Origin of the sequence: Pseudodesulfovibrio indicus (genome assembly GCF_001563225.1) — a bacterium.
In the GTDB taxonomy this organism is placed as follows: domain Bacteria; phylum Desulfobacterota; class Desulfovibrionia; order Desulfovibrionales; family Desulfovibrionaceae; genus Pseudodesulfovibrio; species Pseudodesulfovibrio indicus.
The window spans coordinates 1,186,744-1,209,836 of the sequence record NZ_CP014206.1 but is presented as its reverse complement, the minus strand read 5'-3'; the positions used below and the strand labels follow the sequence as shown (position 1 = coordinate 1,209,836).

Below are 23,093 nucleotides of genomic sequence, written 5' to 3'. Positions count from 1 at the left end.
ACGCATCGAATTCAAAAGGCCGGGAGGGTGAACCTCCCGGCCTTTTTCATTTGGGGAATGGGAAGAGGGAAGAGAGCGGAAGGAAGAGGGAGGAGCGCGGTAAAGACGTCCGCGCGTCCGCGTCTGATGTACCCCTGTTGCGAGAAGCCGTTTTGCGCTTTTACAGCGCCTTACTTTTTGGCTGGCGCCCCAAAAAGTAAGCAAAAAGTGCGCTTGCGGTGCGGTGGCGCGAAAACAGTGGCCAAGAGCCTGTAAGCGCCTCCCGCTGCCCTGACGGCATGTCTGCCGAGGCAGACTCAGTCGGGCTCCGCTTCGGCGCTTGAAACAGGCTCTAGGCCCCGGTTTCCGAATGACCGCTCTCCGGGCCGGGATTGTCCGAGCGTGGGAGGGATGGCGGAAGAGGCGGGGCGCTGGGAGGTAGGGGATTTGGCGGGAGAGTGTACGGTTTTCTTTTTATGGATGAGAGGGAGAGGGAGGAGCGCGGTTGGTTTGGGCCGCGCGTTCGCGTCTGATGTATCCCTGTTGCGAGAAGCCGTTTTGCGCTTTTACAGCGCCTTACTTTTTGGCTTGCGCCCCAAAAAGTAAGCAAAAAGTGCGCTTGCGGTGCGGTGGCGCGAAAACAGTGGCCAAGAGCCTGTAAGCGCCTCCCGCTGCCCTGACGGCATGTCTGCCGAGGCAGACTCAGTCGGGCTCCGCTTCGGCGCTTGAAACAGGCTCTAGGCCCCGGTTTCCGAATGACCGCTCTCCGGGCCGGGATTGTCCGAGCGTGGGAGGGCGTGTGGAAGAGGCGGGGTGCGGGGAGGTTGGGAGCTTGGCGGGGGAGAGTGCACGGATTCCTTTTTATGGATGAGAGGAAGAGGGAGGAGCGCGGTAATGATATCCGCGCATGAAAGAGACGACAAAAGAGGTGAAACACGCCCTGGCCGATTCAACTCCAGACCATCCCTCTCGCGCCTTTGAGGCGCAGCCTCAAACAGCCGTCAACCCTAAACCTCCGTCCATCGCACCCTGGAGCGCCTTGGGGCGCAGCCCCAACAGCGGCTTTCATACCCCGCCGCTCCGACCGAAGGCCCTCCCATGGAACACCTTTGAGGCGCAGCCTCAAACAGTGGCTCTCCTACCCCGAAGTCCCGTTCGAAGGCCCCTCTTCCTTCGCCCTTCGTACCGCCAAGCAGCACGCAGCGAGCCCTGTTCTGGACGCCTAGAAGCCGACCGCGAAGGGGCGGCGGCTCCGCTCCCGTGGCTCCTCGGTATTCCATAAAAGGGGTGTTTCCGTGGAGACTCGCACTTTACTTTTGATCGGATGGAGCCGCCCCGAGCGGATCGGATTCTCAGCGGCCAAACTCCGGGCGGGGATGTCCCCCCCCCGGCGTTTCTTTGGTTCTTTCTTTTCGCCCGAAAAAGAAAGAACCCCGCCGGGAGGGCTCCAAAAAAACACGGAGGAGCGCCAGCGACGGCTCTCCTCTCCTCTCCTCATCACACAATCAAAAAAGAAGGGTGCGCCCCTCACCGGACCGCACCCTTCTTCAAAAAACAAAAATCCTTTTTAAAATTCAACATCACCAGCCATCACAATCTCACAAAACCTCCCCCCCAAAGTCATATTGTGATGCGCCACTATCTGCTCCCCCTCAAAACCTCAGTATCAAACGTGGTATGCGCATCCCCGACCAAAACCGACTCAAACCCGTGCGCCAACGCGCTCCGCACGGTCGTATCCACGCAAAATTCCGTCTGCAACCCGCAAAAAACAAGCCTCCCGGCCCCCAACCCCCGCAACGTCTCCTCCAACCCGGTATCCCAGAAGGCGTCATAGGAATACTTCCGGGAAACGGTATCCCCGGGCTTCGGGGCGATTGACGAATGGATCTCCCAGTTGCGGGTCCCGGCCTCGCAACAGCTGCCCTCTTCGCGGGTGGTGTGCTGAACATAGTGGACGGGCACGCCCGCCTCTCGGGCCGACGCAATCAAGGCGGCAATGGTCTCGAGGACGCGCTCGCCCTCGAACGGGAACTCGCCGGGGGTTTCGAACATGACGTTCTGGACATCGACGACAACCAGGACAGAAGCGGACATGGGAACTCCTTGGATTGAGGAAGTGAAAGCGCATCTTTCCCGGCAGGCCCGACCATGTCAAGAGGCCGCTTCCCCGCCGAACCCCGTCACCTCTGGACCTTTGGCGCAATTCCCTTTACCATTCGCGAATCACTGAATCCCTGGAGAAAATAATGGCCGCGCTTCGACATATCGCCCTGTTCCTGCTGCTCGCCCTGGCGGGCTGCTCCGGCTACTCCTTCGGCGAAGGAAGCGGCTCGGTGCTGCCGCCGCAGTACCGCGTCCTGGCCGTGAACGAGATCAAGAACCCGACCACCCTGGCCTGGCTGGAGCCGCGCCTGCGCAAGCTCCTGCGCGACGAGCTGAACAAGCGCGGGACCATCACCTGGGCGGACGTCAGGGACGATGCCGACGCCCTGATCACCATCGACATCGAGCGCTACTACCGGCCCACGGCGGTCGAGGGCAAGGACGAGCAGACCCTGCTGACCGAAGCGATCTTCGATTTTCGCGCCGTGATCCGATCCGCCACGGACGAGTCCGTGCTCTGGAACTCCGGGCTGATCAGCCAGACCTGGCCCTACACCGCGGGCAACGGCGCCCAGGCGGACATGGAAGTCACGCGGCAGGGCATCCAGCGCCTGGCCGACCGCATGTCCCAGGACTACTAGGCGGGAGCCATCGTGAACCGGCCCAAATACCTCTTTCTGGTCTGCCCGGACCCGCAGCTCATCAAAACCCAGGTGGCCGAGCGGCTGAAGGCGTCCGGCCAGTCCGGCTGGGAGACCAAGCCGTTCTGGGGCGACGATGACGAGCCCCTGCCTCAGGGGTTCTGGACCGACCTGACCATCAAGTCGCTGTTCCCCCAGCCCAAGGCGCTGGTGGTGCGCCGCGCCCACTCCCTGAAGGCGGACCACTGGGACAAGCTCGACGCCTCGGTCAAGGGGTTGGGCGGCGACATCTACCCGATCTTCTGCCTGGAGGGCGAATGGAAGGGCAAGAAGGCCCCGATCCCTCCGGCCCTGTCCCGCCGCTCCCTGTTCAAGAAGGCCAAGAAGGAAGGGTGGATATGGGAATCGCCCGGCCTGGACCAACGGTCGCTGACCGACTTCGTCAAGGGCTGGGCGGCCAAGGCCGGACTGACCTTCGAGCCGGGCGCGGGCCAGGCCCTGACCATGGCCCTGCCTACCGACGCCGTGGCCGCGCGGCTGGAGCTGGACAAGATCGAGCTGGCCGCGGGCGACGAGCGCGTGGTCAGAAAGGAGCACGTCTCCCTGGTGGCCCGGACCGGCGAAATGCCGTTCTTCGACCTCATGGACGCCCTGGGCAAGCCGGGCGCCGAGGCCTCGGTCTGGAAACGGGTCATCGACGACCACTCCAAGTCCGCCAAGGACCAGATGCTCTTCAACCTGATCGGCTTCCTGGCCAGCCAGGCGCGCATGTACTGGATGCTGGCCCACGGCGAGAATCCGGCGGGCAACCCGTACATGCTCCAGAAGAAGGCCCCGCTGGCCAAACGGCTGGGCGCGCCGGGCGTGGCCCGGATGATCGACCTGGCCATGGAGGCCGAGCTCTCCCTCAAGACCGGCGAGCGCAAGTACGAGGAGGCCCTGGACATGCTCATGGCCGGGCTGATCGACCTGTTCCAGGCCAAACCGCAGCCCCGGCGGTAGCCCATGCCCGACAAGCCCAAGGAAACGCCCCACTACGCCGGACACCGCCAGCGGCTCAAGGCGCGGCTCATGGAGAACGCGCGTGGGCTGGCGGACTATGAAATTCTGGAGCTGCTCCTGGCCCTGACCCTGCCCCGGCGCGACACCAAGCCGCTGGCCAAGGCGTTGATCGAGCGGTTCGGCTCCCTCAAGGAAGCGGTCCTGGCGCAGCCCGCCCAGCTGGACGGGATCAAGGGGCTGGGCGAGGCGACCAAGGCGCAGTGGGCGCTCCTGCAGGAGCTCCACGCCCGGCTGGGCGAGGCCCCGGCGCGGCGCGGCCAGGCCGTCACCGGCCCCCAGGACGTGGCCCGCGCGGCCATGGCCCGGCTGGGGCACAAGGACATCGAGGAATTCTGGGCCGTATTCCTGGACACCAAGAACCGGATCATCGCCTGGGAGCAGATGAGCCGGGGCACGACCAACGCCACCGCCATCTTCCCGCGCGAAATCGCGGCCGCGGCCCTGCGCCTCGACGCCACCTACGTCATCCTGGTCCACAACCATCCCGGCGGCGGCAGCGACCCGTCCGAGGCGGACATCCGGCTCACGGACAAGGTCGCGGACGCCTGCGGCGCGCTGGACATCGAGGTCCGCGACCACCTGATCGTCACGGACCACGACTTCTACAGCTTCCGCGAATTCGGGAGGCTCTGATGTTCGAACTGACGGCCATCGTCCGGGGAAAGGTCCAGGGGGTCTGGTTCCGCTCCTGGACCCGCGAGACGGCCCGCGAGATCGGCGTCTCCGGCTGGGTGCGCAACCTGCCCGACGGGTCCGTGGAAGCCCTGGCGCGCGGCACCGAAGAGCAGCTCGACCGGTTCGAGCAGCGCCTCTGGGACGGCCCGCCCCTGGCCAGGGTCAACGCGGTGGAGTCCCGCCGCGAACCCGTGGACGGTCCCTTCCCGTCCTTCGACGTCCGCCGCTGACGCTCCCCCGCCCCCGTCGTCCTCCTGCGCCCGGCGCATTCATTTCACGATCCTTTCGCGCTCCCGTTCGCGCCTCGCGAAGATTCTCGATTTTACATTAATAATATACTTGCCAACGCGGATTAACGACATATCTTGGGTAACACCATCTGTTTGCACACAAATCAGAGGATATTCATTTGAGTCAGAAAAAGAAGAAATCCCCCATCCGTCCCACCAGCATCCGGCGCAAGCCCTCGGATGGCGAGAACGATACACCCCGCGACCGCGAGACCCCCGGCGAGGCACACCAGGGCGAGGACCTGCCCGACATCATCGAGGCCCTGACCGGCCCGGCGGGCGCTTCGCTGTTCGGCGAGGGCGACGACATGCCCGTCCGCAACCCGGCGGACATTCCCGAGACCCTGCCGGTGCTCGCCGTGCGCGACATCGTGGTCTTCAACTACATGATCCTGCCGCTCTTCGTGGGCCGCGAGAAATCCGTCCAGGCCGTGGACGCGGCCCTGGCCGGCGACCGCTACATCCTCATCCTGACCCAGAAGGACGAGGCGGTGGAGGACCCGACCCCGGACGACCTGTACCGCACCGGCACCGTGGGCATGATCATGCGCATGCTGAAGATGCCCGACGGCCGCCTCAAGGTCCTGGTCCAGGGCCTGGCGCGCGCCAAGGTCCGGCGGTTCACCTCCAACGACCCGTACCACATCGCCGAGCTGACCCCGATCATGGAGCCCGAGGCCGATCCGCTGACCCCGGAACAGGAGGCCCTGGTCCGCTCCTCCCGCGAGCAGTCCGAGCGAATCCTCTCCCTGCGCGGCATATCCAGCGCCGACATCATGTCCGTGCTGAACAACGTGTCCGAGCCGGGCAGGCTGGCCGACCTCATCGCCTCCAACCTGCGTATGAAGGTCGAGGCCGCCCAGAACATCCTGGAGTGCGTGGAGCCGCTGCGCCGCCTGGAGCTGGTCAACGAGCAGCTGCTCAAGGAGGTCGAGGTGGCCTCCATGCAGAACAAGATCCAGGCCATGGCCAAGGAAGGCATGGACAAGGCCCAGCGCGACTTCTACCTGCGCGAGCAGATGAAGGCCATCAAGCGCGAGCTGGGCGACGACGGCGACGAGTCCGAGGAGATGGAAGGGCTGCGCAAGGGCTTGGCCGCCTCCGGCATGCCCAAGGAGGTCATGAAAGAGGCCTTCAAGCAGCTCAAGCGGCTCGAATCCATGCACGCCGAGTCCTCGGAGGCCACGGTCATCCGCACCTATCTCGACTGGATGATCGACCTGCCGTGGAAGAAGCTCTCCCGCGACAGGCTGGACATCAAGAAGGCCGAGGAAATTTTAAACGACGATCACTACGACCTGGAAAAGGTCAAGGAGCGCATCCTCGAATACCTGAGCGTGCGCAAGCTGAACCCGCGCATGAAAGGCCCGATCCTGTGCTTCGTGGGGCCTCCGGGCGTGGGCAAGACCTCGCTGGGCCGGTCCATCGCCCGGTCGCTGGGCCGCAAGTTCCACCGCATGTCGCTGGGCGGCATGCGCGACGAGGCCGAGATTCGCGGCCACCGCAGGACCTACATCGGAGCCATGCCGGGCCGCATCATCCAGGCCATCAAGCAGTGCGGCACCCGCAACCCGGTGATCATGCTCGACGAGATCGACAAGCTCGGCTCCGACTTCCGGGGCGACCCGTCCTCGGCCCTGCTCGAGGTCCTGGACCCGGAACAGAACTACTCGTTCACCGATCATTACCTGAACGTGCCCTTTGACCTGTCCAAGGTCATGTTCATCTGCACGGCCAACATGCTCGACTCCATCCCCGGCCCGCTCATGGACCGCATGGAGGTCATCCGCATTCCCGGCTACACCGAGCAGGAAAAGACCGTCATCACCCGGCGGTACATCATCCCGCGCCAGACCAAGGAAAACGGCCTGGAGCCGGAGGAGCTGGTCATCACCGACAAGCTGGTCTCCAAGGTGGTCCGCGAGTACACCCGCGAGGCCGGGCTGCGCAACGTGGAGCGCGAGATCGGCACCCTGTGCCGCAAGATGGCCCGCAAAAAGGCCGAGGGCGAAAAGGGGCCGTTCAAGATCACGGCCAACAACCTGTACAAGCTCCTCGGACCGCCGCGCTTCCTGGACGATGAAAAGGAACCCATCCTGCCTCCGGGCGTGGCCGTGGGCCTGGCCTGGACCCCGGTGGGCGGCGAGATACTGCACATCGAGGTGACCACCATGCCCGGCAAGGGCAAGCTGACCCTGACCGGCAAGCTCGGCGACGTGATGAAGGAATCGGCCCAGGCCGCCCTGTCCATCGCCCGCGCCCGGGCCGACGTCTACGGCATCGACCCGAACTTCGCGGACAACCTGGACATCCACGTCCACGTCCCGGCGGGCGCGACCCCCAAGGACGGCCCGTCCGCAGGCGTCACCCTGGTCACCGCGCTCATCTCCGCCCTGACCGATACCCCGGTCTCCCCGGACCTGGCCATGACCGGCGAAATATCCCTGCGCGGCCGCGTCCTGCCCGTGGGCGGCATCAAGGAAAAAATCCTCGCCGCCGTGTCCCGGGGCATGAAAAAAGTCCTCATCCCGGCCCAGAACAAAAAGGACCTGGCCGAAATCCCGGACGAACTGCGCAAGCGCATCACCATCAAAACAGTCGAAAAAGTGGACGAAATCTGGCCCCTGGCCCGACTCAAATAGTCCCGAAACAAACACCCAAAGGCCGCAACGGAACTCCGCTGCGGCCTTTTTTTTCGTCTCCCCCCTTAAAAAGACCACCAATCACAACCCCACCGCATCCCTCCCCGGCAGCCAAAGCCCGGTATCGCCGGGCTTTGGCTGCCCGGCCTCCCGCTCCTCCGCCAAGAGATTCCTCTCCTCAACCCGCTTCCGCCGCCCTTCATCCACGGTAAACACCGACTCGCACAGGGCGTCGGCCCGTCCGGCCACCCCGTCGGGGACCGGCGGTTTCCCGTACTTCCGGCGCAGGGCCGGATTCCCGGCCAACGCCGCGACCAGCACCACCAGATCGCGCGCCAGCGGCAGCGCCGGGTTCAACTCGAAGCAGCGGGCCAGGTGGTTCATGCAATCCCACCACTGCCCCTGGTCGTAGAAGGCGCGGGCCAGGTTGTAGTGCAGATGGTCGTCCAGGTCCGTGTACTTGAGCGCCCTGCGGTAGCAGATCACCGCCCCCTCGGGGTAGCCGATCTTGCGCAGGTTGATGCCGAACTCGTTGAACAGGAACTGGTTCTTGCCCGGAAACGGGGCGCGCACCCGGAGCAGCTCGCTGATCAGATTCCGCCCCTTGGCCGACCGCCCGGCCAGGATGTACTCCATGCCCAGCTCGAACAGGCCGCGCATGTTCGTTTCGTCCATGGCCAGGAGCTGGCGCTTGACGCCCGACTCCCGGTGGGCGGCCACCAGCCGGTAATTGCGCCGCTTGGCCGACGGCAGCAGCCGCTCCTCGAAGACCGCCACCTCCGGGGTGTAATGGCGCAGCAACTCCTCGGCGGAGATGTGGCTCTCGTCGCCGAAGGGCAGGTAGTCGCCGTCCACGCCGCGCACGGCGTAGCGGTCCTCGCCCAGCTGGCGGACGAGCCAGAAGTGCACGCGACCGTGGCCGCGCAGGGTGGTCCCCCGGCCGGGGTTCCTGGATTTGGCGGTGGAGAAGATGCAGCACAGGGGGCCGCTGCACCCGCGTTCGGGGCGGCTGTTCAGGCGGCCGTCCAGGGAAACGTGCGGATCGATGCTCATGGGTCACCTCGGCAGGAACCTCGCGTCCCGGTCCGTCCGTCCCGACCGCGCCTTTCCCCGACGCGGACCGGAACGTGTGCGAACGGACCGGACCGATTGTCCCTGCGCCGTGCCGGCGAATCCCGCTCTCGCCTGGCGCAATGCAATGGATGAAACCCGTTTCCGGGCGACCATTCCACCCCGTTGTCCCGATTCTTATCGGACCGGAGCGCGGAACCCTTTAGCGGGGGAAAGCGGATAAGGCGGATTTTAGGAGACTAGTCCCTGCGGCCGTGGGGCTTGAGGTCCACGCGCCCAATGCGGTCGCGGCGCACGCCGCCGGAGCGGGCGCGGCCCGCTTCCACGGACGTCCCGATGGGGCTTTCGTCCAGCTCCACCCGGCCGGACCCCGCGGCCAAGAGCTCCCTGGCACGCATGGCCACGGCAGGCGGCACGGGCGGCTTGCCGAACCGCCGAAGCAGCCGGTCGTCCTCGTCCAGCCCGATCATCAGCCGAAGCAGGTCCCCGGCGACCTTGAGGTCCGGGTTGCAGGCGTTGGACCGGACCAGGTAGTCCATGCACCGGGTCCAGTCGTCATTCTCGTAGTGGGCGCGGGCCAGGTTGTAGAAGAGGTTCTCGTCGTCCCGGGCGAAGTCCAGGGCGCGGGTGAAGAAGGCGATGGACGCCTCGAACTGGCCGCTTTTGCGCAGGGCGATGCCGAAGTCGTTGAACAGGAACTGGTTGCGCCCCTCGAAATCGGTCCGGACCCCGGCCATCTCCGCAAACAGCTTCCCGGCGCGATCGGTCTCGTTGCGGCTGACGTAGACCAGCCCCAGCCCGAACAGGCCGGTTATCGCGTTCAGGTCCAGGACCGCCGCAGTGTCGCGGCCGCCCTTGGCCTGCATGGCCGGGATGACCATCTCCTCGTAATAGGCCAGCTCCGGGGTGAACTCCACGGTCAGCTCGGCCACGGAGACCGGGCGGGCGTCGCCCTTGGGCAGGTGGCGGTCGCCCAGCAGCCGGGCGGAGAACGACTCCATGCCGGTCTGCTCCAGGAACCAGAAGGCCCGGCTGTCGTGGGTGCGCGTGTTGACGCCCATGCCCATCTTCACCGACCGGTTGGAGGAAAAGGCGCAGCGGACCACGCCGTCCGCCATGTAGGCCCAGCCCGACGGCCGGGGGGTCCGCGCCCCGGCGTCCGGGGTGTCGAGATGCAGCGCAAAGAAGTCGTCGCCCATTGAGATCCGTCCTTGGGTTTTCCGGGCAGGAGCCCGGCCTGCATACTTTCCCATCCGTTCGGCGGAGTGTAAAGGATTGTTTTCCGGCGGCAAGGGGTGGACATGCGCGGCCCAGGCATTACCTTGATGCCGGGCCGCGCCATTGCCAGCCCAGCCCTTTTCAGCTATGCAAACCCTCTGCCGGGGCGACCCGGCACGGATCAACCGTTCTGGAGCGATACGATGCCCATATTCGAATACAAATGCGACGACTGCGGCCACGAATTCGAGGAACTGGTCTTTGACCGCGACGAATGTCCTCCCTGCCCCAAATGCCAGTCCGCCAAGACCGGCAAGCTGATGAGCGCCGTGCGCTCCAAGGTCGGCGGGTTCTCCCCCGACGCCGGGGGCGATTCCGGCCCGGCCGCGCCCAGCGCGCCTTCTTCCGGCTGTGCGGGCTGCTCCGGCGGCAACTGCTCCAGCTGCCACTAATATTCCCCGAAAGACCAAGGTACGAACCGATATGAAAAAGCTCACCATCGCCACCCGAGGCTCGGCCCTGGCCCTGTGGCAGGCCAACCACATCAAGGACCGGCTCGAAGCCGAGCACCCCGGCCTTTCCGTGGACCTGCTCAAGATCAAGACCAAGGGCGACAAGATCCTGGACGTTCCGCTGGCCAAGGTCGGCGGCAAGGGGCTCTTCGTCAAGGAGATCGAGGAGGCGCTGCTGGACGGCCGCGCCCAGCTGGCGGTCCACTCCATGAAGGACGTGCCCACCGAGCTGCCCGAGGGGCTGGAAGTGGGCATCATCCCGGAGCGCGAAGCGCACACCGACACCCTGTGCTCGGTCAAGTACGACGGTCTCAAGGACCTGCCCCGGGGTGCGGTGGTCGGCACCTCCAGCCTGCGCCGCCAGTCCCAGATCATGGCCCTGCGGCCGGACCTGAAGATCGAATCCCTGCGCGGCAACGTCGGCACCCGCGTGCAGAAATTGCTCGACGGCGAGTTCGACGCCATCATCCTGGCCACCGCCGGGCTCAAGCGCCTCGGCCTGTCCGCGCCCAAACAGGAGATCCTCTGCCCGCCCGACTTCCTGCCCGCCGTGGCCCAGGGCGCGCTCGGCATCGAATACCGCATCGACGACACCGAGCTGCGCGAGATGATCGCGTTTCTGGACCACCCCGCCACCAAGCACCAGGTCCTGGCCGAACGCGGCTTCCTGACCGGCCTGGACGGCGGCTGCCAGGTACCCATCGCGGCCTGGTCCGTGATCGAGGGCGACATGGTCCGGCTGACCGGGTTTGTGGCCGATGTGGACGGCTCCCGTCCCATCCGCATGATGGCCGAAGGCCACGTGGACAACGCCTGGGACGTGGGCATGGTTCTGGCTGGCAAGGTTCTGGAAGCGGGCGGCAAGGCGATCCTCGACGAGGTCTATGCCCGCGAAGCCCGGTAGCACCATCGTCTTTGCGCATTTCTAGAGAAAACTTTATATGAAAAAAATCAGCAAAATCAGACTGATGGGTGACCGTTACCCGCGCGCCGGGGTACCCGGCCTAAAGGTTTCCAAATATTTGCCGATAAAGTCAGCAAGAAACGTGTTTGCCACTCCATGCAAGGAGGTACGAATCATGGAAGTTGCTGGTTTTGAAGCACAAGGCTCGAATTTAGCCGATCAGATCAAGTCGATCCGAAAGGTCCGCCTCCAGCGCGAGGTGCTGGAAAATCCTGAAATGGCCCGTGAACTGGTCAAGGTGGAAGCTACCGGGACGTACAACGCCAGGGGCGATGTGGTTCAGGCTGTGTCCACGGACTTGGGTGACGCGTAGTGCGGCCCCCGCAAGAAGAGTAGGCCGGTCAGCGTGAAGCTGACCGGCCTACTCTTTTTTTGGGGGCTGTGAAGAAAGAAAAAAGAGAGAGAGAGAGAGAGAGAGAAGAGGAAGAGAAGAGGAAGAAGAGGGGAGGAGAGCCGTCGCTGGCGCTCCTCCCTGTTTTTTTGGAGCCCTCCCGGCGGGGTTCTTTCTTTTTCCAAAGCAAAAAAGAAAGAACCAAAGAAAAATGCTTTGGGGGGTCATCCTCGCCCACAGTTTGGCCGCTGAGAATCCGATCCGCTCGGGACGGCTCCATCTGATGAAAAGTAAAGTGCGAGCCTCCACGGGAACGCCCCATTTATGGAATACCGAGGGACCTCGTGAGCGGAGCCGCCGCCCCTTCGCGGTCGGCTTCTAGGCGTCCAGAACAGGGCTCGCTCTCTGCGTCCTGACGGAACGCCGTGCGAAGGAAGAGGGCCTTTGAACGGGACTTCGGGGTAGGAGAGCCACTGTTTGAGGCTGCGCCTCAAAGACGTTCCATGGGAGGGCCTTCGGTCGGAGCGGCGGGGTATGAAAGCCGCTGTTGGGGCTGCGCCCCAAGGCGCTCCAGGGGAGGTCCGTTGGACGGGGCGTGGTTGATGGAGAGCCGCTGTTGGGGCTTTGCCACAAGGCGCTCCGGGGTGCGATGGACAAGGCGATGGGGTGACGGCTGTTTGAGGCTGCGCCTCAAAGGCGCGAGAGGGAATGGTTTGGAGTTGAATCGGCCAGGGTGCGTTCCACCTCTTTTGCCGTCCCTCTCATGCGCGGACGTCTTTACCGCGCTCCTCCTTCTTCCGCCAAATCCCCAACCTCCCCGCAACCCTCCTCTTCCCCACACCTGCCCACGCTCGGACAATCCCGGCCCGGAGAGCGGTCATTCGGAAACCGGGGCCTAGAGCCTGTTTCAAGCGCCGAAGCGGAGCCCGACTGAGTCTGCCTCGGCAGACAATGCCGTCAGGGCAGCGAAAGGCGCTTACAGGCTCTTGGCCACTGTTTCCGCGCCGCCGCACCGCAGCGCACTTTTTGCTTACTTTTTGGGGCGCAAGCCAAAAAGTAAGGCGCTGTAAAAGCGCAAAACGGTCTCCCGCAACAGGCAAAACCCCAGTCGCGGACGCGCGGCCCAAACCCACCGCGCTCCTCCTCTCATCCATAAAAAGAAATCCGTACACTCTCCCGCCAAATCCTCACCCTCCCCGCAAACCACCTCTTCCTCCATCCCACCCACGCTCGGACAATCCCGGCCCGGAGAGCGGTCATTCGGAAACCGGGGCCTAGAGCCTGTTTCAAGCGCCGAAGCGCAGCCCGACTGAGTCTGCCCCGGCAGACATGCCGTCAGGGCAGCGAAAGGCGCTTACAGGCTCTTGGCCACTGTTTCCGCGCAGCCGCACCGCAAGCGCACTTTTTGCTTACTTTTTGGGGCGCAAGCCAAAAAGTAAGGCGCTGTAAAAGCGCAAAACGGTCTCCCGCAACAGGCAAAACCCCAGTCGCGGACGCGCGGCCCAAACCCACCGCGCTTTTTCCTCTTCCCCTCATCCATAAAAAGAAATCCGTACACACTCCCGCCAAATCCCCAACCTCCCCGCAACCCTCCTCTTCCGCCATTCCTCCCACGCTCGGACGGTCCTCGTCCGAAGAGCGGTCATTCGGAAACCGGGGCCTAGAGCCTGTTTCAAGCGCCGAAGCGCAGCCCGACTGAGTCTGCCTCGGCAGACATGCCGTCAGGGCAGCGAAAGGCGCTTACAGGCTCTTGGCCACTGTTTCCGCGCCGCCGCACCGCAAGCGCACTTTTTGCTTACTTTTTGGGGCGCAAGCCAAAAAGTAAGGCGCTGTAAAAGCGCAAAACGGTCTATCTCAACAGGCAAAACCCCAGACGCGGACGCGCGGACGACATTGCCGCGCTTCTCCCTCCTCATCCGCAAGGCTCAAGCTCCCCCCTACGGCTGGAGGCCCGGAGTCCCGGAAGCCCCCTTAAATCTTGATGTCCGCGCCTTGGAGAAAACCGATGAAGTCGGTGACGCCCGCTTTGCGGGCAAGGACGTAGTTGGCGGCGTAGCGGGCGAAGGTCAGTTTGCGGCCGTAGATTTGGTATTCGGTCTGCGGCCCGGCAAAGGCCCAGCCGAAGTGGGCGGCCACCGATGGGTGGATGGGCTGTTCGAACTCCGGGAACGGGTCGCCCAGGACGGCGAGAGCGGCGGCATCGGGTTCGGGCAGGCCGAGCTCGCGCAAGATGGCACTGGCCGCGTGGTTTATGAGGCGCGGGCCGGGATGGTTGACGGTGTTGAACAACCGCTCGGTGCCGAGCCGCTCCTCCATGAAATCCATGTACTTGATCGGGGTGCGGGCTTCGCGTTCGCGCTCCAACCGCAGGGTCTCGCGAAGCAGGGCGTCCAGGTCGTACTTTGCCGCGAGGTCGGTGCGCAGGTAGAGCAGAATCGCCTCGTCCTCGGACAATCCCCGGTCTATGTACCCGTCGAGCAGTTCGCACCGGTAGTCGAACCCGGCCTTGCCCGACCAAGTGGGCCAATACCCCTTGAAGAACATGTTCGGGATGCACAGGGAACGGGCGGTTTGCGGCAACTTGCCGAGCAGCGATTCGGACGCCAGTTCGTTCCATTGCGGGCCGAGGTACTGGTACAGGAACAGGGAACAGCGGGCCAGATCCGCGTCCGGGATCGGCTCGCGCACGTAGTTGGTGAACAACCGGCATTCAAAGCGCGCGGCGAAATCCGGGCACAGGTTCAGCCGGTCGATGAGCGGCTCGCCCTGGCAATTGGCGTGGACGATGCAAAGTTCCCTTTCCATGATCATTCCGGTCCTGCGAATTGGTTGATTTTCCAGATGGATAGCACGGAAAGTCCAACCCGGCAACCATTCTTGCCGGTTTACAGGCGTGTCCCGAAGGGGTATTTCACCCGGACCAAACAATCACCAAGGAATCCGACATGGAAACACGACTCGAAGAGGTTCTCGCCTCCATATCGCCTGTTGACCGCACCCCCGAGGCCGAGGGCCAGGCCCATCTCGACAATCTGACCAAGCCCATCGGCAGCCTCGGCAGGCTGGAGGAGCTGGCCCTGCAACTGTTCCTGGTGCAGGGCGGCGCGCCCCAGCCCGATCCCATGCGCATCTACACAATCGCGGGCGACCACGGGGTGAACGAGGAGGGCGTCAGCCCCTACCCCCAGGAGGTCACGCGCCAGATGGTCCTGAACTTCCTGAACGGCGGGGCGGGCATCAACGTCCTGGCACAGACCGTGAGCGCTCAACTGTTCGTGGTGGACGCGGGTTGCTGCGGCGGTCCCTTTGACGAGCATCCCGCCCTTATCCGGGCCAAGGTCGCGCCCGGCACGGCCAACCTGGCCAACGGCCCGGCCATGACCCGCGAGCAGTGCATCGAGGCGCTGCTTCTCGGCGTGTCCCTGGCCGACCGAGCCCATGCGGACGGCGTGCGCGTGCTGGCCACGGGCGACATGGGCATCTCCAACACCACCCCGTCCACGGCGCTCTACTCCGCGTTCCTCGGCCTGGACCCGGCGGCCCTGACCGGCCCCGGCGCGGGACTGCCCGCGGCCAGCCTCCCGGCCAAGACCGCCGTTATCCGGCGCGGCCTGGAAGCGAACAAGCCGGCCATCGACTCCGGCGACCCCGTGTCCATCCTCGCAGCCCTCGGCGGCCTGGAAATAGCCGCCCTGGCGGGGTTGATCCTCGGCGGGGCCAAGAACCGCCAGCTCGTCTGCGTGGACGGTTTCATCTCCACCGCCGCCTACCTCAGCGCCTGGAAGATCGCCCCGGCGGTCAAGGACTACTGCGTCATCTCCCACGGCTCCGCCGAACCCGGCCACGCCCAGGCGGTCAAGGCCATGGGCCTCAACCCGTACCTGCACCTCGGCTTCCGCCTCGGCGAAGGCACCGGCTCCGCCTGCGCCCTCTTCCTCGTCCGAGCCGCCGCCAATATCTATAACAACATGGCCACTTTCGCCTCCGCAGGCGTCTCGGAAAGCAGCTAGAGGAAAAGCAGCCTCCGGGCCTCCAGCCAGGGAGGAGGCTTGAGCCTTGCGGATGAGGGCGGTTGCGATCGGTATTGGGGAGGGGGGAGCGCGGTAAAGACGTCCGCGCGTCCGCGTCTGGGGTTTTTCCTGTTGAGATAGACCGTTTTGCGCTTTTACAGCGCCTTACTTTTTGGCTGGCGCCCCAAAAAGTAAGCAAAAAGTGCGCTTGCGGTGCGGCTGCGCGAAAACAGTGGCCAAGAGCCTGTAAGCGCCTCCCGCTGCCCTGACGGCATGTCTGCCGAGGCAGACTCAGTCGGGCTGCGCTTCGGCGCTTGAAACAGGCTCTAGGCCCCGGTTTCCGAATGACCGCTCTCCGGGCCGGGATTGCCCGAGCGTGGGAGGGATGGCGGAAGAGGGAGGAGCGCGGTAAAGACGTCCGCGCTTGAGAGGGACGGCAAAAGAGGTGGAACGCACCCTGGTCGATTCAACTCCAAACCATTCCCTCTCGCGCCTTTGAGGCGCAGCCTCAAACAGCCGTCATCTCCAAACCTCCGCCCATCGCACCCTGGAGCGCCTTGGGGCGCAGCCCCAACAGCGGCTTTCATACTCCGCATGTCTTACGAAGGCCCTCCCATGGAACACCTTTGAGGCGCAGCCTCAAACAGTGGCTCTCCTACCCCGAAGTCTCGTCCGAAGGACCCTCTTCCTTCGCCCTTCGTACCGTCAAGCGGCAGGGAGCGAGCCCTGTTCTGGACGCCTAGAAGCCGACCGCGAAGGGGCGGCGGCTCCGCTCACGAGGTCCCTCGGTATTCCATAAAAGGGGCGTTTCCGTGGAGACTCGCACTTTACTTTTCATCAGATGGAGCCGCCCCGAGCGGATCGGATTCTCAGCGACCAAACTGTGGGCGGGGATGCCCCCCCAAAGCACTTTTCTTTGGTTCTTTCTTTTTTGCTTTGGAAAAAGAAAGAACCCCGCCGGGAGGGCTCCAAAAAAACAGGGAGGAGCGCCAGCGACGGCTCTCCTCTTCCTCTTACTCGTACTCTTCACAAAAAAAGAAGGCCCCCATCCCCGGGGGCCTTCCATCTCAACCTTTCACAACCGCAACCAACCACATCGAATCCCCCGGCTGGGGCCAATCCCCGCACCACTCGGGGGCTTCAAATCCGGCCTCGGCCAAAAGCCGCTTGACCTCCGCCTCCTCCCACGCCTTGGTGGTGGACCGGTACACCACCGTCCCCCCCCTTTCCAGCCGGACATGGAACCGCTGCAACGCGACCCCCTCCTCCTCATACCAGAAGTTCTCGGTCAGACAGACATACCCCTCGTCCGCAAACAGCCCGCCCTCTTCAGCGCGGGTCTGGGTGGCACCCCCCTGCCCGACGGCCCGGACCGCCTCGGGGCGTTGCAACTCCAGCAACAGCACCCCGCCGGGGTTCAACGCATGGAAACACTTGGCGAGCAGCCCCCGCGCCTGGTGCGGCGAAAAGACGTTGAATTCGCCATAGACCATCATGGCCAGGTCGAATCCTTGGCCGAAATCGGCCTCGGTCACGTCCGCCAGCCTGAACTCGCAGCCGGGCAGGCCGACCTCGCGCCGGGCGTAGTCGATGGATGCGGGGCCGAAGTCCAGCCCGACGTAGCGGCGGCAGCGGGCCGCCAGCTGCCGGGCGTAGAGACCGGGCCCGCAGCCGAGGTCGAGCACGGCGGGGGCCGGGCAGGGGAAGCGGCGGGCGATCCAGTCCGCCTGGGCCCGGACAAAGGGCAGGGACCGGCTGGCCAGGTCGTGCTCCTGGCTGAGGTGTTCATTGAGGATGCGCGCGCTGAACGCGGGATCGTTCCAGGGGATCTTGTGCACGCCGTCCCACAGGGCGGCGGGTTCCGGGGCCACGCCCGGCATATCGACTATTCTATTGTTCATGATTCGCTCCGTTGAAAGGGACAAGGGGCCGCCGTTTCCGGCAGCGGGCCGAGAGCCGTATGGCAAGGTCAGGAGCGCATGGAGACCGGATAGCGCAGGGCGTGCGCCGGGTCAACGGAGGAACATCAAGTTTTCTAAAGAAGGGCCGATAAGAGGGGTACGCGACCAGCACGGAGGAAGGTCATGTACATCGAACTGGACACCACCCAGATACAGGGGAGCGGCGTCTACGAGCTGCTCCCGGAGGACCCGGCGCACGAATCCATCGTCGGCCCGGCGGGCGACCTGGTGGAGATTTCCAAGGAGGCGATCAAGGCCTTCCGCGAGGCGGCCATCGAGCCGATCAAGAACGGGACCTTCACCCTGGACCGGCTGGAGCAGCGCATCAACACGGTCCGCGCCGAGATCGCCCACATCTGGAACTCCGCCCTGCCCGACGAGGAGAAGTACCTCCAGATATCCGCCCGCCAAAACGAGATCGCCCTGCTCCAGGCGGGCCAGTTCACCTTTGCCAAGGCGGGCTTCCCGCTGTCGGTCTAGCCTACGGCTTGCAGATCTTGCAGGGCCGGAACCCGGCCTTGAGCGCGGCCTGACGGGTCGCGAAAACCACCGTGCAGTTCTTGCAGTTGTAGTGCCTGCACCCCGCCTGGTGGAATATGTGTGAATTGCGGTTGCCGTGATACTCCGCCTGGGCCACGGTCAGCGGCGCGGGCGTTGAGACAATCCGCTCCCCGGCCGCCGCCCCGACGGCCAGCGACAGCAGGAGCAGGCAGCAGACAATCGATTTTCTCATGGCTCCCCCATACGCCCCCACAGGCAAAAAATCCACAGCCCGCGAAAAAGGGCGCCGGGAGTATTCCCGGCGCCCTTTTTCGTGCCTGAAGACCGCTATTTCAATCTCGGCGGTCCGAGCACGATCATCTCGGCGATGGTGTGGTCCACCTTGGGCAGCATGCGCAGGTTCTTGCCCACGAACTGCATCTCCAGCATGACCAGGTCGCGATAGAGCGGGGTGCGGTCCACGGTGGGCACCGGGTCCATTCCCTCGGTCAGCTCCTGGCAACGGTAGCAACCGGGGAAGCGAATCTCCTGGCCCGTGTTGCGGATGAGCATGTTGGGCACGCCGTGCATGCGGCAGATCATCAGCCGATGCTCGTACAGGCCGCAGACGCCCTGCTTCTCGTCGATGTTCAGCGGGCACATGAGGTGCGGGCGCTCGCCGCGCGCCAGGGCCGCCTGGGCCTGGTCCACGTACTCGCGCGCCTTTTCCCGGATCGTTTCGAGGCGGTCGGCGGGGAGCTTGTTCAGCCCCTCCCACATGTACGCCCACTCCACGTAGGTGTGGTGCTGGAAAAAGGACAGGCAGCAGTTGTCCGTGCACCCTTCGCAGCTCATGCCGATGGGCTGGGCCACCTCGTCGTAGCGGGCGACCATCTTGTCGTATATGGCGGCCAGCTTGCGGAAGGCGGCCTTGGGGGTCAGCTTGTTCATTGAATGTCGATGTGGTTGAGGATGCGCTCCACGCACGCTTCCGGGGTCAGCCGGTCGGTGCGGACCGTGAGGTCGGCCGCCTTGCGGTACAACGGGAGCCGCTCGTTGTAAAGGTCGACCATGGTCTTGCCGGGGCCGATGGCCAACCCCCGGTTCTCGCCGCTGCCCACCCGCTCAAGGAAGGTGGGTTCGTCGATGTCGAGCAGCACGACAGGGCCGAGCTCCTTGAGCCGGGCCACGGCGCGTTCGCCGTAGATGACCGAGCCGCCGGTGGAAATCACCGTGCGGGTCAGGTTCAGGCCGGAAACCAGCTCCTCCTCGATGCGCAGAAAGTCGTCCAGTCCGTAGCTGTCCATGATCCCTTGCAGGGTCAGGCCGTAGTAGGATTCCATGTACCGGTCGGTGTCCAGTTGGCCCCAGTCCAGCCGCGCGGCCAGCAGCCCGCCCAGGGTGGACTTGCCCGCGCCCGCCATGCCCACCAGGGTGATGCACGGCTGCAAAACCTTGTCGCGCTCGATGCGGTTGAAGACCATGCCTACTCGCCCCGGACCAGGCAGACGCGATCCTCGCCGTCGCGCTCGGTGACCAGCACGTTGACGTGCTCGTCGCCCATGGTGTCGAGCCGCTTGCCCACGTAGTCCGCCTGGATGGGCAGCTCGCGATGGCCCCGGTCCACCAGGACCAGCAGCTCCACGCGCCGGGGCCGCCCGTAGTCCAGGATCGCCTCCAGGGCCGCGCGCACGGTCCGGCCCGAGTAGAGCACGTCGTCCACCAGCACGATGGACGCCCCGTCCACGTCGAAACCGATCTCCGAACAGTTGATGGTCGGGGCCAGCTCCAGGTTGGTGGTCCAGTCGTCGCGGTACAGATTGATGTCGAGCTTCCCGAGGGGAATCTTGCGCCCCATCCGCTCGTCCAGGAGCTTCTTCAGCCGCTCGGCCAGGTCCGCGCCGCGCCGCTGGATGCCCAGGATGGCGAGTGAGGCGTCGTCGCCCCGCCGTTCGTAGACCTCGACGGCCAGCCGCTCCAGGGTTCGGCTCATCTCCTTGTCGGACAAAATGGTGCCGCAGTCTTTCATCATCCCAAGCCTCGCTCGTGGCGTTAACGGTTGAAGGAACTTTGGAAATTAGCCCATCCCCCAAGGGGGGTCAACTTCCGCCCGCAGGCCGTCGCAACTTTCGATTTGACAAAGGGTACTATTGATCTTACCTCTTCAATTCCCGACCACAATTAGGAGGCATTATACATGTTCGAAGTCACCGAGGCTGCCCAGAAGCAGCTTGAAGGGTATTTCCAGGACAAGGAAGCGTCCCCCATCCGCGTGTATCTCGCGGCGGGCGGCTGAGCAGGCCCGCGCCTGACCCTGGCTCTGGATGAGCCTAACGATAAGGATGAAGTGTTCGAGACCGCCGGTTTCACTTTCCTGATCGACAAGGAGCTGGCCGCACAGGTCGGCAACGTCAAAGTCGATATGACCTACTACGGTTTCGTGGTGGAATCCGAGAACCCGGTGAGCGGCGGCGAAAGCTGCAGCTGCTCCTCGGCTGGTTCCTGCGGTTCCGCCGGTTCCGGCGGCTGCGGCTGCTAGCGACCGACACGCTGCATTGCAAAAAGGCCCGGACCCTTGCGTATGAAGATACGCTTCGGTCCCGGGCCTTTTTTGCGCCTTGTACCCCCCTTCCCACCCGCCGACCTCCCACCCGCCCCTCTGCGCTGACTTGAGGCTTCTCCGTGCAGCCGACACCTTCCCCCGGCGCGGCTCCGCCCTATTGTAAGGTAATGGGGGAGCCTGGCCAGCCGGGCAAACGGGAACCGATCGCATTTTTTAAGCTCGTTATGTCGGCTGGTTAGGGGCAACTCTCGGGGCTATCGATCATTTTTCTCTTTACATCGGATAGATGAAACTTATTGTCTTGGGACACGAAACCATTCAGGAGTATGAATATGATCACAGTCACCGAATCGGCCCAGAATGAACTGACCAAATATTTTGCGGACAAGGACGTACAGCCCATCCGGGTGCATCTGGCGGACGGCGGTTGCGCCGGTCCCCGCCTGGCCCTGGCCCTGGACGAAGTCCGCGATAACGATAAATCCGTCCAGCAGGGCGACTTCACCTTCCTGATCGACGCCGAGCTGGCCGAGGCCACCGGTGCGGTCGCCATCGACATGACCGCCTACGGCTTCACCGTCGATTCCGAGAACCAGGTCGGTGGCGGCGGCTGCGGCTGCTCCTCTTCCGGTTCCTGCGGTTCCGCCGGCTCCGGCGGCTGCGGCTGCTAGCTGGGGATACGACGCCATCCGCGGCGTTGCTGCAAAAGGCCCGGACCCTCGCGTATTGAGATACGCTTCGGTCCCGGGCCTTTTTTGCGCCTTGCGGCTGACGCCGTCTCCCCAGCTAGCCCATCTCCCGTCCACATAATGGGCAGGGTCGCCCTGCGGGCTGCTGCCTTTTAAAGGCAAGCGGGGCAGCGAGATCGAGGACTTTCAAAATAAAAAATGGACTCGGATTTCTCCGGTCCCTTTCCAAATGCAAATCCCATGGAGCGCCTTTGGGGCGAAGCCCCAAACAGCGGTTCTTGTCGCCCAGAGGCAGGTGCAACGGACCGGCGACGTGGCCGGATGACCGACGCCCGCCGACATCAGGCTTGGGAGAGTGGTGCTGATGCGCCGCTATCGCAAGCCGCACCCGACATTGCCGGAAACCAAAAAGGGCGGTGCTCGCATGGCACCGCCCACTTCGATTAGGACCGCAATCCCGGCCCTGACAGCCGGGTTAATCGAAAGTCCTGCTATCGACGAGCCGGGGCGCATCGCACGGCAGGGTGCCGGGTGCGCAGGTCTCGACGACTGGTTTCAATTTCATCACTGCCTGGAAGTCGGCAATGAAGGTTTCCGTATCGAAAGGTTCCGCCGTTTCGGCCAAAACCACGAGAACGTCCCTGCCCTTAACATGCTTTACGAGAATCTGCCAGCCGGAAATGCACCCGTATTTGGCGAAAACCGCGCCCGCCTGGCCCGGATAGATGAACTGCCCCTTGACCTTGGCCGTGTCGTCGGCCCGCCCTTTCCATCCGGTAAGCTTTCTGGCCGTGCGGCCGCAGCCGCAGACCGAGATATCGATGGACGACAGGTCGCCCGTGGCCAGCCGCACCAGCGGATAGTCGGTGAAAAACGGGGTGACCACCACCTCGCCCACCTCGCCGTCGGGCAGCGGCAGCCCGGTGGCCGGGTCGCATATCTCCACGTGCCGGTAATTGGACAGGTGCATGCCGCCCAGCTCCCGGCACTCGTAGGCGATGCAGCCCACGTCCGCCGTGCCGTACCCCTGGCGCACGGTGATGCCGAACAGCTCCTCCACCTCGGCGCGCAGGGACTCCGGCAGCGGTTCCGCCGCCACGTACGCCTTCTCCAGATGAAAATCCGCGCGCGGGTCCAGCCCCAACGCAATGGCCTTCTCGCCGATGACCTTCAAATAGCTGGTCATGCCCACGAACGCCGTGACCGGAAGCCCGGTCAAAAACTCGATCTGCTTCTCGGTGTTGCCCGGACCCGCCGGGATCACCGCGCAGCCGATGTTCCGAAGCGGCTCCTCCAGCATCAGCCCGGCCGGGGTCATGTGGTAGGAAAAGGTCATCTGCGCCAGGTCGCCGGGCCGGAACCCGGCGGCGAAAAACCCCTCGGACCACGCCCAGTAGTCCGGCTCGCGCCCCTCGGGATCAAAGATCGGGCCGGGCGACTGATAAATGCGTTTCAGCTCGCCGGGCTTGCAGTCCAGGAACCAGCCGATGCCGTGCTCCCGCTGCCACTCGATGATGTCCCGCTTGCGCAGCGGCGGAATCTTCCCGTAGTCGTCCCAGTCCTTGAAATCCTTGGCGCACGCGCCCATCCCGTCCAGCCGCGCCCGAAACTCGCCCGACGCCCGCTCCGCCGCCAAGAGCACGTCCTTCACGCCCTTCCACTTGCGCTTCATCCGCTTCTCGCGCGGCTCGGTCTCATACTCGGTGTAGTACATGGATGATGCCTCCAGGGATGCCTCCGGCGGCCAAGGGGGAAACCCTTTGAAAAGGGTTCTCCCCCTTGGAACCCCCTTCCTAAACTTTATATCGCTCCGCCTCCGGCGGAGGGCCTCCAGTAAAAATATGCCATGCCACGGTACGACAGAAACCCGTTTCTCGCCACCACCATGCCCCCAAATAT

At 64.3% G+C, this 23,093-nt stretch carries 22 protein-coding genes; 12 read left to right on the top strand and 10 right to left on the bottom strand.

Annotation, left to right across the window (positions count from 1 at the left end; genetic code table 11):
- Positions 1-1,617 precede the first annotated feature (1,617 nt).
- Positions 1,618-2,076 (bottom strand): cysteine hydrolase family protein, encoded by a 459-nt coding sequence (locus AWY79_RS05615; RefSeq protein WP_078063631.1) that lies wholly within the window; start codon positions 2,074-2,076, stop codon positions 1,618-1,620.
- A 152-nt stretch (positions 2,077-2,228) separates the two neighbouring features.
- On the opposite strand from AWY79_RS05615, the gene lptE reads away from it, so the two are divergent.
- The 5 genes from lptE to lon all read left to right on the top strand — a co-directional run bounded on the left by lptE (position 2,229) and on the right by lon (position 7,395).
- Positions 2,229-2,726, top strand: a complete 498-nt coding sequence (lptE, locus tag AWY79_RS05610) for an LPS assembly lipoprotein LptE (protein WP_066801403.1) — start codon at positions 2,229-2,231, stop codon at positions 2,724-2,726.
- A gap of 12 nt (positions 2,727-2,738) precedes the next feature.
- Entirely contained in the window at positions 2,739-3,728 is a 990-nt protein-coding gene (locus tag AWY79_RS05605; RefSeq protein ID WP_066801400.1) for a DNA polymerase III subunit delta, read from the top strand.
- Between the two features lie 3 nt (positions 3,729-3,731).
- Complete coding sequence (radC, locus tag AWY79_RS05600) at positions 3,732-4,421, top strand: RadC family protein (RefSeq protein ID WP_066801397.1); 690 nt, start codon at positions 3,732-3,734, stop codon at positions 4,419-4,421.
- Complete coding sequence (locus AWY79_RS05595; protein ID WP_066801394.1) at positions 4,421-4,693, top strand: acylphosphatase; 273 nt, start codon at positions 4,421-4,423, stop codon at positions 4,691-4,693. Before radC ends, AWY79_RS05595 begins: the two co-directional genes overlap by 1 nt.
- A 179-nt stretch (positions 4,694-4,872) precedes the next feature.
- Positions 4,873-7,395 carry an endopeptidase La gene (gene lon / locus AWY79_RS05590; RefSeq protein ID WP_066801391.1) on the top strand — a complete coding sequence of 841 codons (2,523 nt, stop codon included), beginning with the start codon at positions 4,873-4,875 and terminating at the stop codon, positions 7,393-7,395.
- Positions 7,396-7,476: 81 nt separating this feature from the next.
- Here lon and AWY79_RS05585 read toward each other — a convergent pair whose 3' ends face one another.
- The gene (locus AWY79_RS05585; RefSeq protein WP_066801389.1) at positions 7,477-8,448 is read right to left on the bottom strand and encodes a tetratricopeptide repeat protein; all 972 of its coding nucleotides are present in this window, start codon (positions 8,446-8,448) and stop codon (positions 7,477-7,479) included.
- A 257-nt stretch (positions 8,449-8,705) separates the two neighbouring features.
- A complete protein-coding gene (locus tag AWY79_RS05580) occupies positions 8,706-9,665 on the bottom strand; it encodes a tetratricopeptide repeat protein (RefSeq protein WP_078063629.1) in 960 nt (319 codons plus the stop codon).
- 222 nt (positions 9,666-9,887) lie between these two features.
- Here AWY79_RS05580 and AWY79_RS05575 point away from each other — a divergent pair, with 222 nt between their 5' ends.
- Genes AWY79_RS05575 through AWY79_RS19310 form a run of 3 tightly spaced genes read left to right on the top strand, consistent with a single transcriptional unit; the run spans position 9,888 to position 11,473 of the window.
- Positions 9,888-10,136 (top strand): FmdB family zinc ribbon protein, encoded by a 249-nt coding sequence (locus AWY79_RS05575; protein WP_066801387.1) that lies wholly within the window; start codon positions 9,888-9,890, stop codon positions 10,134-10,136.
- A gap of 31 nt (positions 10,137-10,167) precedes the next feature.
- Entirely contained in the window at positions 10,168-11,100 is a 933-nt protein-coding gene (hemC, locus tag AWY79_RS05570; RefSeq protein WP_066801385.1) for a hydroxymethylbilane synthase, read from the top strand.
- A gap of 37 nt (positions 11,101-11,137) precedes the next feature.
- A complete protein-coding gene (locus tag AWY79_RS19310) occupies positions 11,138-11,473 on the top strand; it encodes a hypothetical protein (protein WP_233491012.1) in 336 nt (111 codons plus the stop codon).
- A 1,989-nt stretch (positions 11,474-13,462) separates the two neighbouring features.
- On the opposite strand, the gene AWY79_RS05560 is transcribed toward AWY79_RS19310, so the two are convergent.
- Positions 13,463-14,296 (bottom strand): WcbI family polysaccharide biosynthesis putative acetyltransferase, encoded by an 834-nt coding sequence (locus AWY79_RS05560; protein ID WP_066807026.1) that lies wholly within the window; start codon positions 14,294-14,296, stop codon positions 13,463-13,465.
- A 140-nt stretch (positions 14,297-14,436) separates the two neighbouring features.
- On the opposite strand from AWY79_RS05560, the gene cobT reads away from it, so the two are divergent.
- The gene (cobT, locus tag AWY79_RS05555; protein ID WP_066801380.1) at positions 14,437-15,501 is read left to right on the top strand and encodes a nicotinate-nucleotide--dimethylbenzimidazole phosphoribosyltransferase; all 1,065 of its coding nucleotides are present in this window, start codon (positions 14,437-14,439) and stop codon (positions 15,499-15,501) included.
- Positions 15,502-16,568: 1,067 nt separating this feature from the next.
- Here cobT and AWY79_RS05550 read toward each other — a convergent pair.
- Positions 16,569-17,402 (bottom strand): class I SAM-dependent methyltransferase, encoded by an 834-nt coding sequence (locus AWY79_RS05550; RefSeq protein WP_078063628.1) that lies wholly within the window; start codon positions 17,400-17,402, stop codon positions 16,569-16,571.
- A gap of 183 nt (positions 17,403-17,585) precedes the next feature.
- Here AWY79_RS05550 and AWY79_RS05545 point away from each other — a divergent pair, with 183 nt between their 5' ends.
- On the top strand, positions 17,586-17,942 hold the full coding sequence (locus tag AWY79_RS05545) for a hypothetical protein (protein WP_066801376.1): 357 nt from the start codon (positions 17,586-17,588) through the stop codon (positions 17,940-17,942).
- A gap of 1 nt (position 17,943) precedes the next feature.
- Here the strand turns inward: AWY79_RS05545 and AWY79_RS05540 are convergent, their stop codons facing one another.
- The 4 genes from AWY79_RS05540 to pyrR form a co-directional block, all read right to left on the bottom strand.
- A complete protein-coding gene (locus AWY79_RS05540; protein WP_066801374.1) occupies positions 17,944-18,195 on the bottom strand; it encodes a sunset domain-containing protein in 252 nt (83 codons plus the stop codon).
- Positions 18,196-18,290: 95 nt separating this feature from the next.
- Positions 18,291-18,893 carry a hypothetical protein gene (locus AWY79_RS05535; RefSeq protein WP_066801372.1) on the bottom strand — a complete coding sequence of 201 codons (603 nt, stop codon included), beginning with the start codon at positions 18,891-18,893 and terminating at the stop codon, positions 18,291-18,293.
- On the bottom strand, positions 18,890-19,426 hold the full coding sequence (gene thrB, locus AWY79_RS05530; RefSeq protein WP_066801369.1) for a homoserine kinase: 537 nt from the start codon (positions 19,424-19,426) through the stop codon (positions 18,890-18,892). Before thrB ends, AWY79_RS05535 begins: the two co-directional genes overlap by 4 nt.
- 2 nt (positions 19,427-19,428) lie before the next feature.
- Complete coding sequence (pyrR, locus tag AWY79_RS05525) at positions 19,429-19,971, bottom strand: bifunctional pyr operon transcriptional regulator/uracil phosphoribosyltransferase PyrR (protein WP_066807024.1); 543 nt, start codon at positions 19,969-19,971, stop codon at positions 19,429-19,431.
- Positions 19,972-20,139: 168 nt separating this feature from the next.
- Between pyrR and AWY79_RS19305 the strand changes: the two genes are divergently transcribed.
- Together AWY79_RS19305 and AWY79_RS05515 are read left to right on the top strand one after the other, a co-directional pair.
- A complete protein-coding gene (locus tag AWY79_RS19305; RefSeq protein WP_078063627.1) occupies positions 20,140-20,481 on the top strand; it encodes an IscA/HesB family protein in 342 nt (113 codons plus the stop codon).
- A gap of 356 nt (positions 20,482-20,837) precedes the next feature.
- Positions 20,838-21,176, top strand: coding sequence for an IscA/HesB family protein (locus AWY79_RS05515; RefSeq protein WP_066801367.1), 339 nt, complete (start codon positions 20,838-20,840; stop codon positions 21,174-21,176).
- A 493-nt stretch (positions 21,177-21,669) separates the two neighbouring features.
- On the opposite strand, the gene AWY79_RS05510 is transcribed toward AWY79_RS05515, so the two are convergent.
- A complete protein-coding gene (locus tag AWY79_RS05510; protein ID WP_066801365.1) occupies positions 21,670-22,908 on the bottom strand; it encodes a phenylacetate--CoA ligase family protein in 1,239 nt (412 codons plus the stop codon).
- Positions 22,909-23,093 lie beyond the last annotated feature (185 nt).

Excerpts from the sequence above, each read along its gene's own strand:
- AWY79_RS05585 (WP_066801389.1), bottom strand. The coding sequence starts at position 8,448 with ATGAGCATCGATCCGCACGTTTCCCTGGACGGCCGCCTGAACAGCCGC.
- AWY79_RS05615 (WP_078063631.1), bottom strand. The coding sequence starts at position 2,076 with ATGTCCGCTTCTGTCCTGGTTGTCGTCGATGTCCAGAACGTCATGTTC.
- AWY79_RS05510 (WP_066801365.1), bottom strand. The coding sequence starts at position 22,908 with ATGTACTACACCGAGTATGAGACCGAGCCGCGCGAGAAGCGGATGAAG.
- radC (WP_066801397.1), top strand. The coding sequence starts at position 3,732 with ATGCCCGACAAGCCCAAGGAAACGCCCCACTACGCCGGACACCGCCAG.
- AWY79_RS05560 (WP_066807026.1), bottom strand. The coding sequence starts at position 14,296 with ATGGAAAGGGAACTTTGCATCGTCCACGCCAATTGCCAGGGCGAGCCG.
- AWY79_RS05550 (WP_078063628.1), bottom strand. The coding sequence starts at position 17,402 with ATGAACAATAGAATAGTCGATATGCCGGGCGTGGCCCCGGAACCCGCC.
- AWY79_RS05540 (WP_066801374.1), bottom strand. The coding sequence starts at position 18,195 with ATGAGAAAATCGATTGTCTGCTGCCTGCTCCTGCTGTCGCTGGCCGTC.
- pyrR (WP_066807024.1), bottom strand. The coding sequence starts at position 19,971 with ATGAAAGACTGCGGCACCATTTTGTCCGACAAGGAGATGAGCCGAACC.
- hemC (WP_066801385.1), top strand. The coding sequence starts at position 10,168 with ATGAAAAAGCTCACCATCGCCACCCGAGGCTCGGCCCTGGCCCTGTGG.
- AWY79_RS05515 (WP_066801367.1), top strand. The coding sequence starts at position 20,838 with ATGATCACAGTCACCGAATCGGCCCAGAATGAACTGACCAAATATTTT.
- lptE (WP_066801403.1), top strand. The coding sequence starts at position 2,229 with ATGGCCGCGCTTCGACATATCGCCCTGTTCCTGCTGCTCGCCCTGGCG.
- AWY79_RS05580 (WP_078063629.1), bottom strand. The coding sequence starts at position 9,665 with ATGGGCGACGACTTCTTTGCGCTGCATCTCGACACCCCGGACGCCGGG.
- thrB (WP_066801369.1), bottom strand. The coding sequence starts at position 19,426 with ATGGTCTTCAACCGCATCGAGCGCGACAAGGTTTTGCAGCCGTGCATC.
- cobT (WP_066801380.1), top strand. The coding sequence starts at position 14,437 with ATGGAAACACGACTCGAAGAGGTTCTCGCCTCCATATCGCCTGTTGAC.
- AWY79_RS05575 (WP_066801387.1), top strand. The coding sequence starts at position 9,888 with ATGCCCATATTCGAATACAAATGCGACGACTGCGGCCACGAATTCGAG.
- AWY79_RS05545 (WP_066801376.1), top strand. The coding sequence starts at position 17,586 with ATGTACATCGAACTGGACACCACCCAGATACAGGGGAGCGGCGTCTAC.
- AWY79_RS19310 (WP_233491012.1), top strand. The coding sequence starts at position 11,138 with ATGAAAAAAATCAGCAAAATCAGACTGATGGGTGACCGTTACCCGCGC.
- AWY79_RS05535 (WP_066801372.1), bottom strand. The coding sequence starts at position 18,893 with ATGAACAAGCTGACCCCCAAGGCCGCCTTCCGCAAGCTGGCCGCCATA.
- AWY79_RS05595 (WP_066801394.1), top strand. The coding sequence starts at position 4,421 with ATGTTCGAACTGACGGCCATCGTCCGGGGAAAGGTCCAGGGGGTCTGG.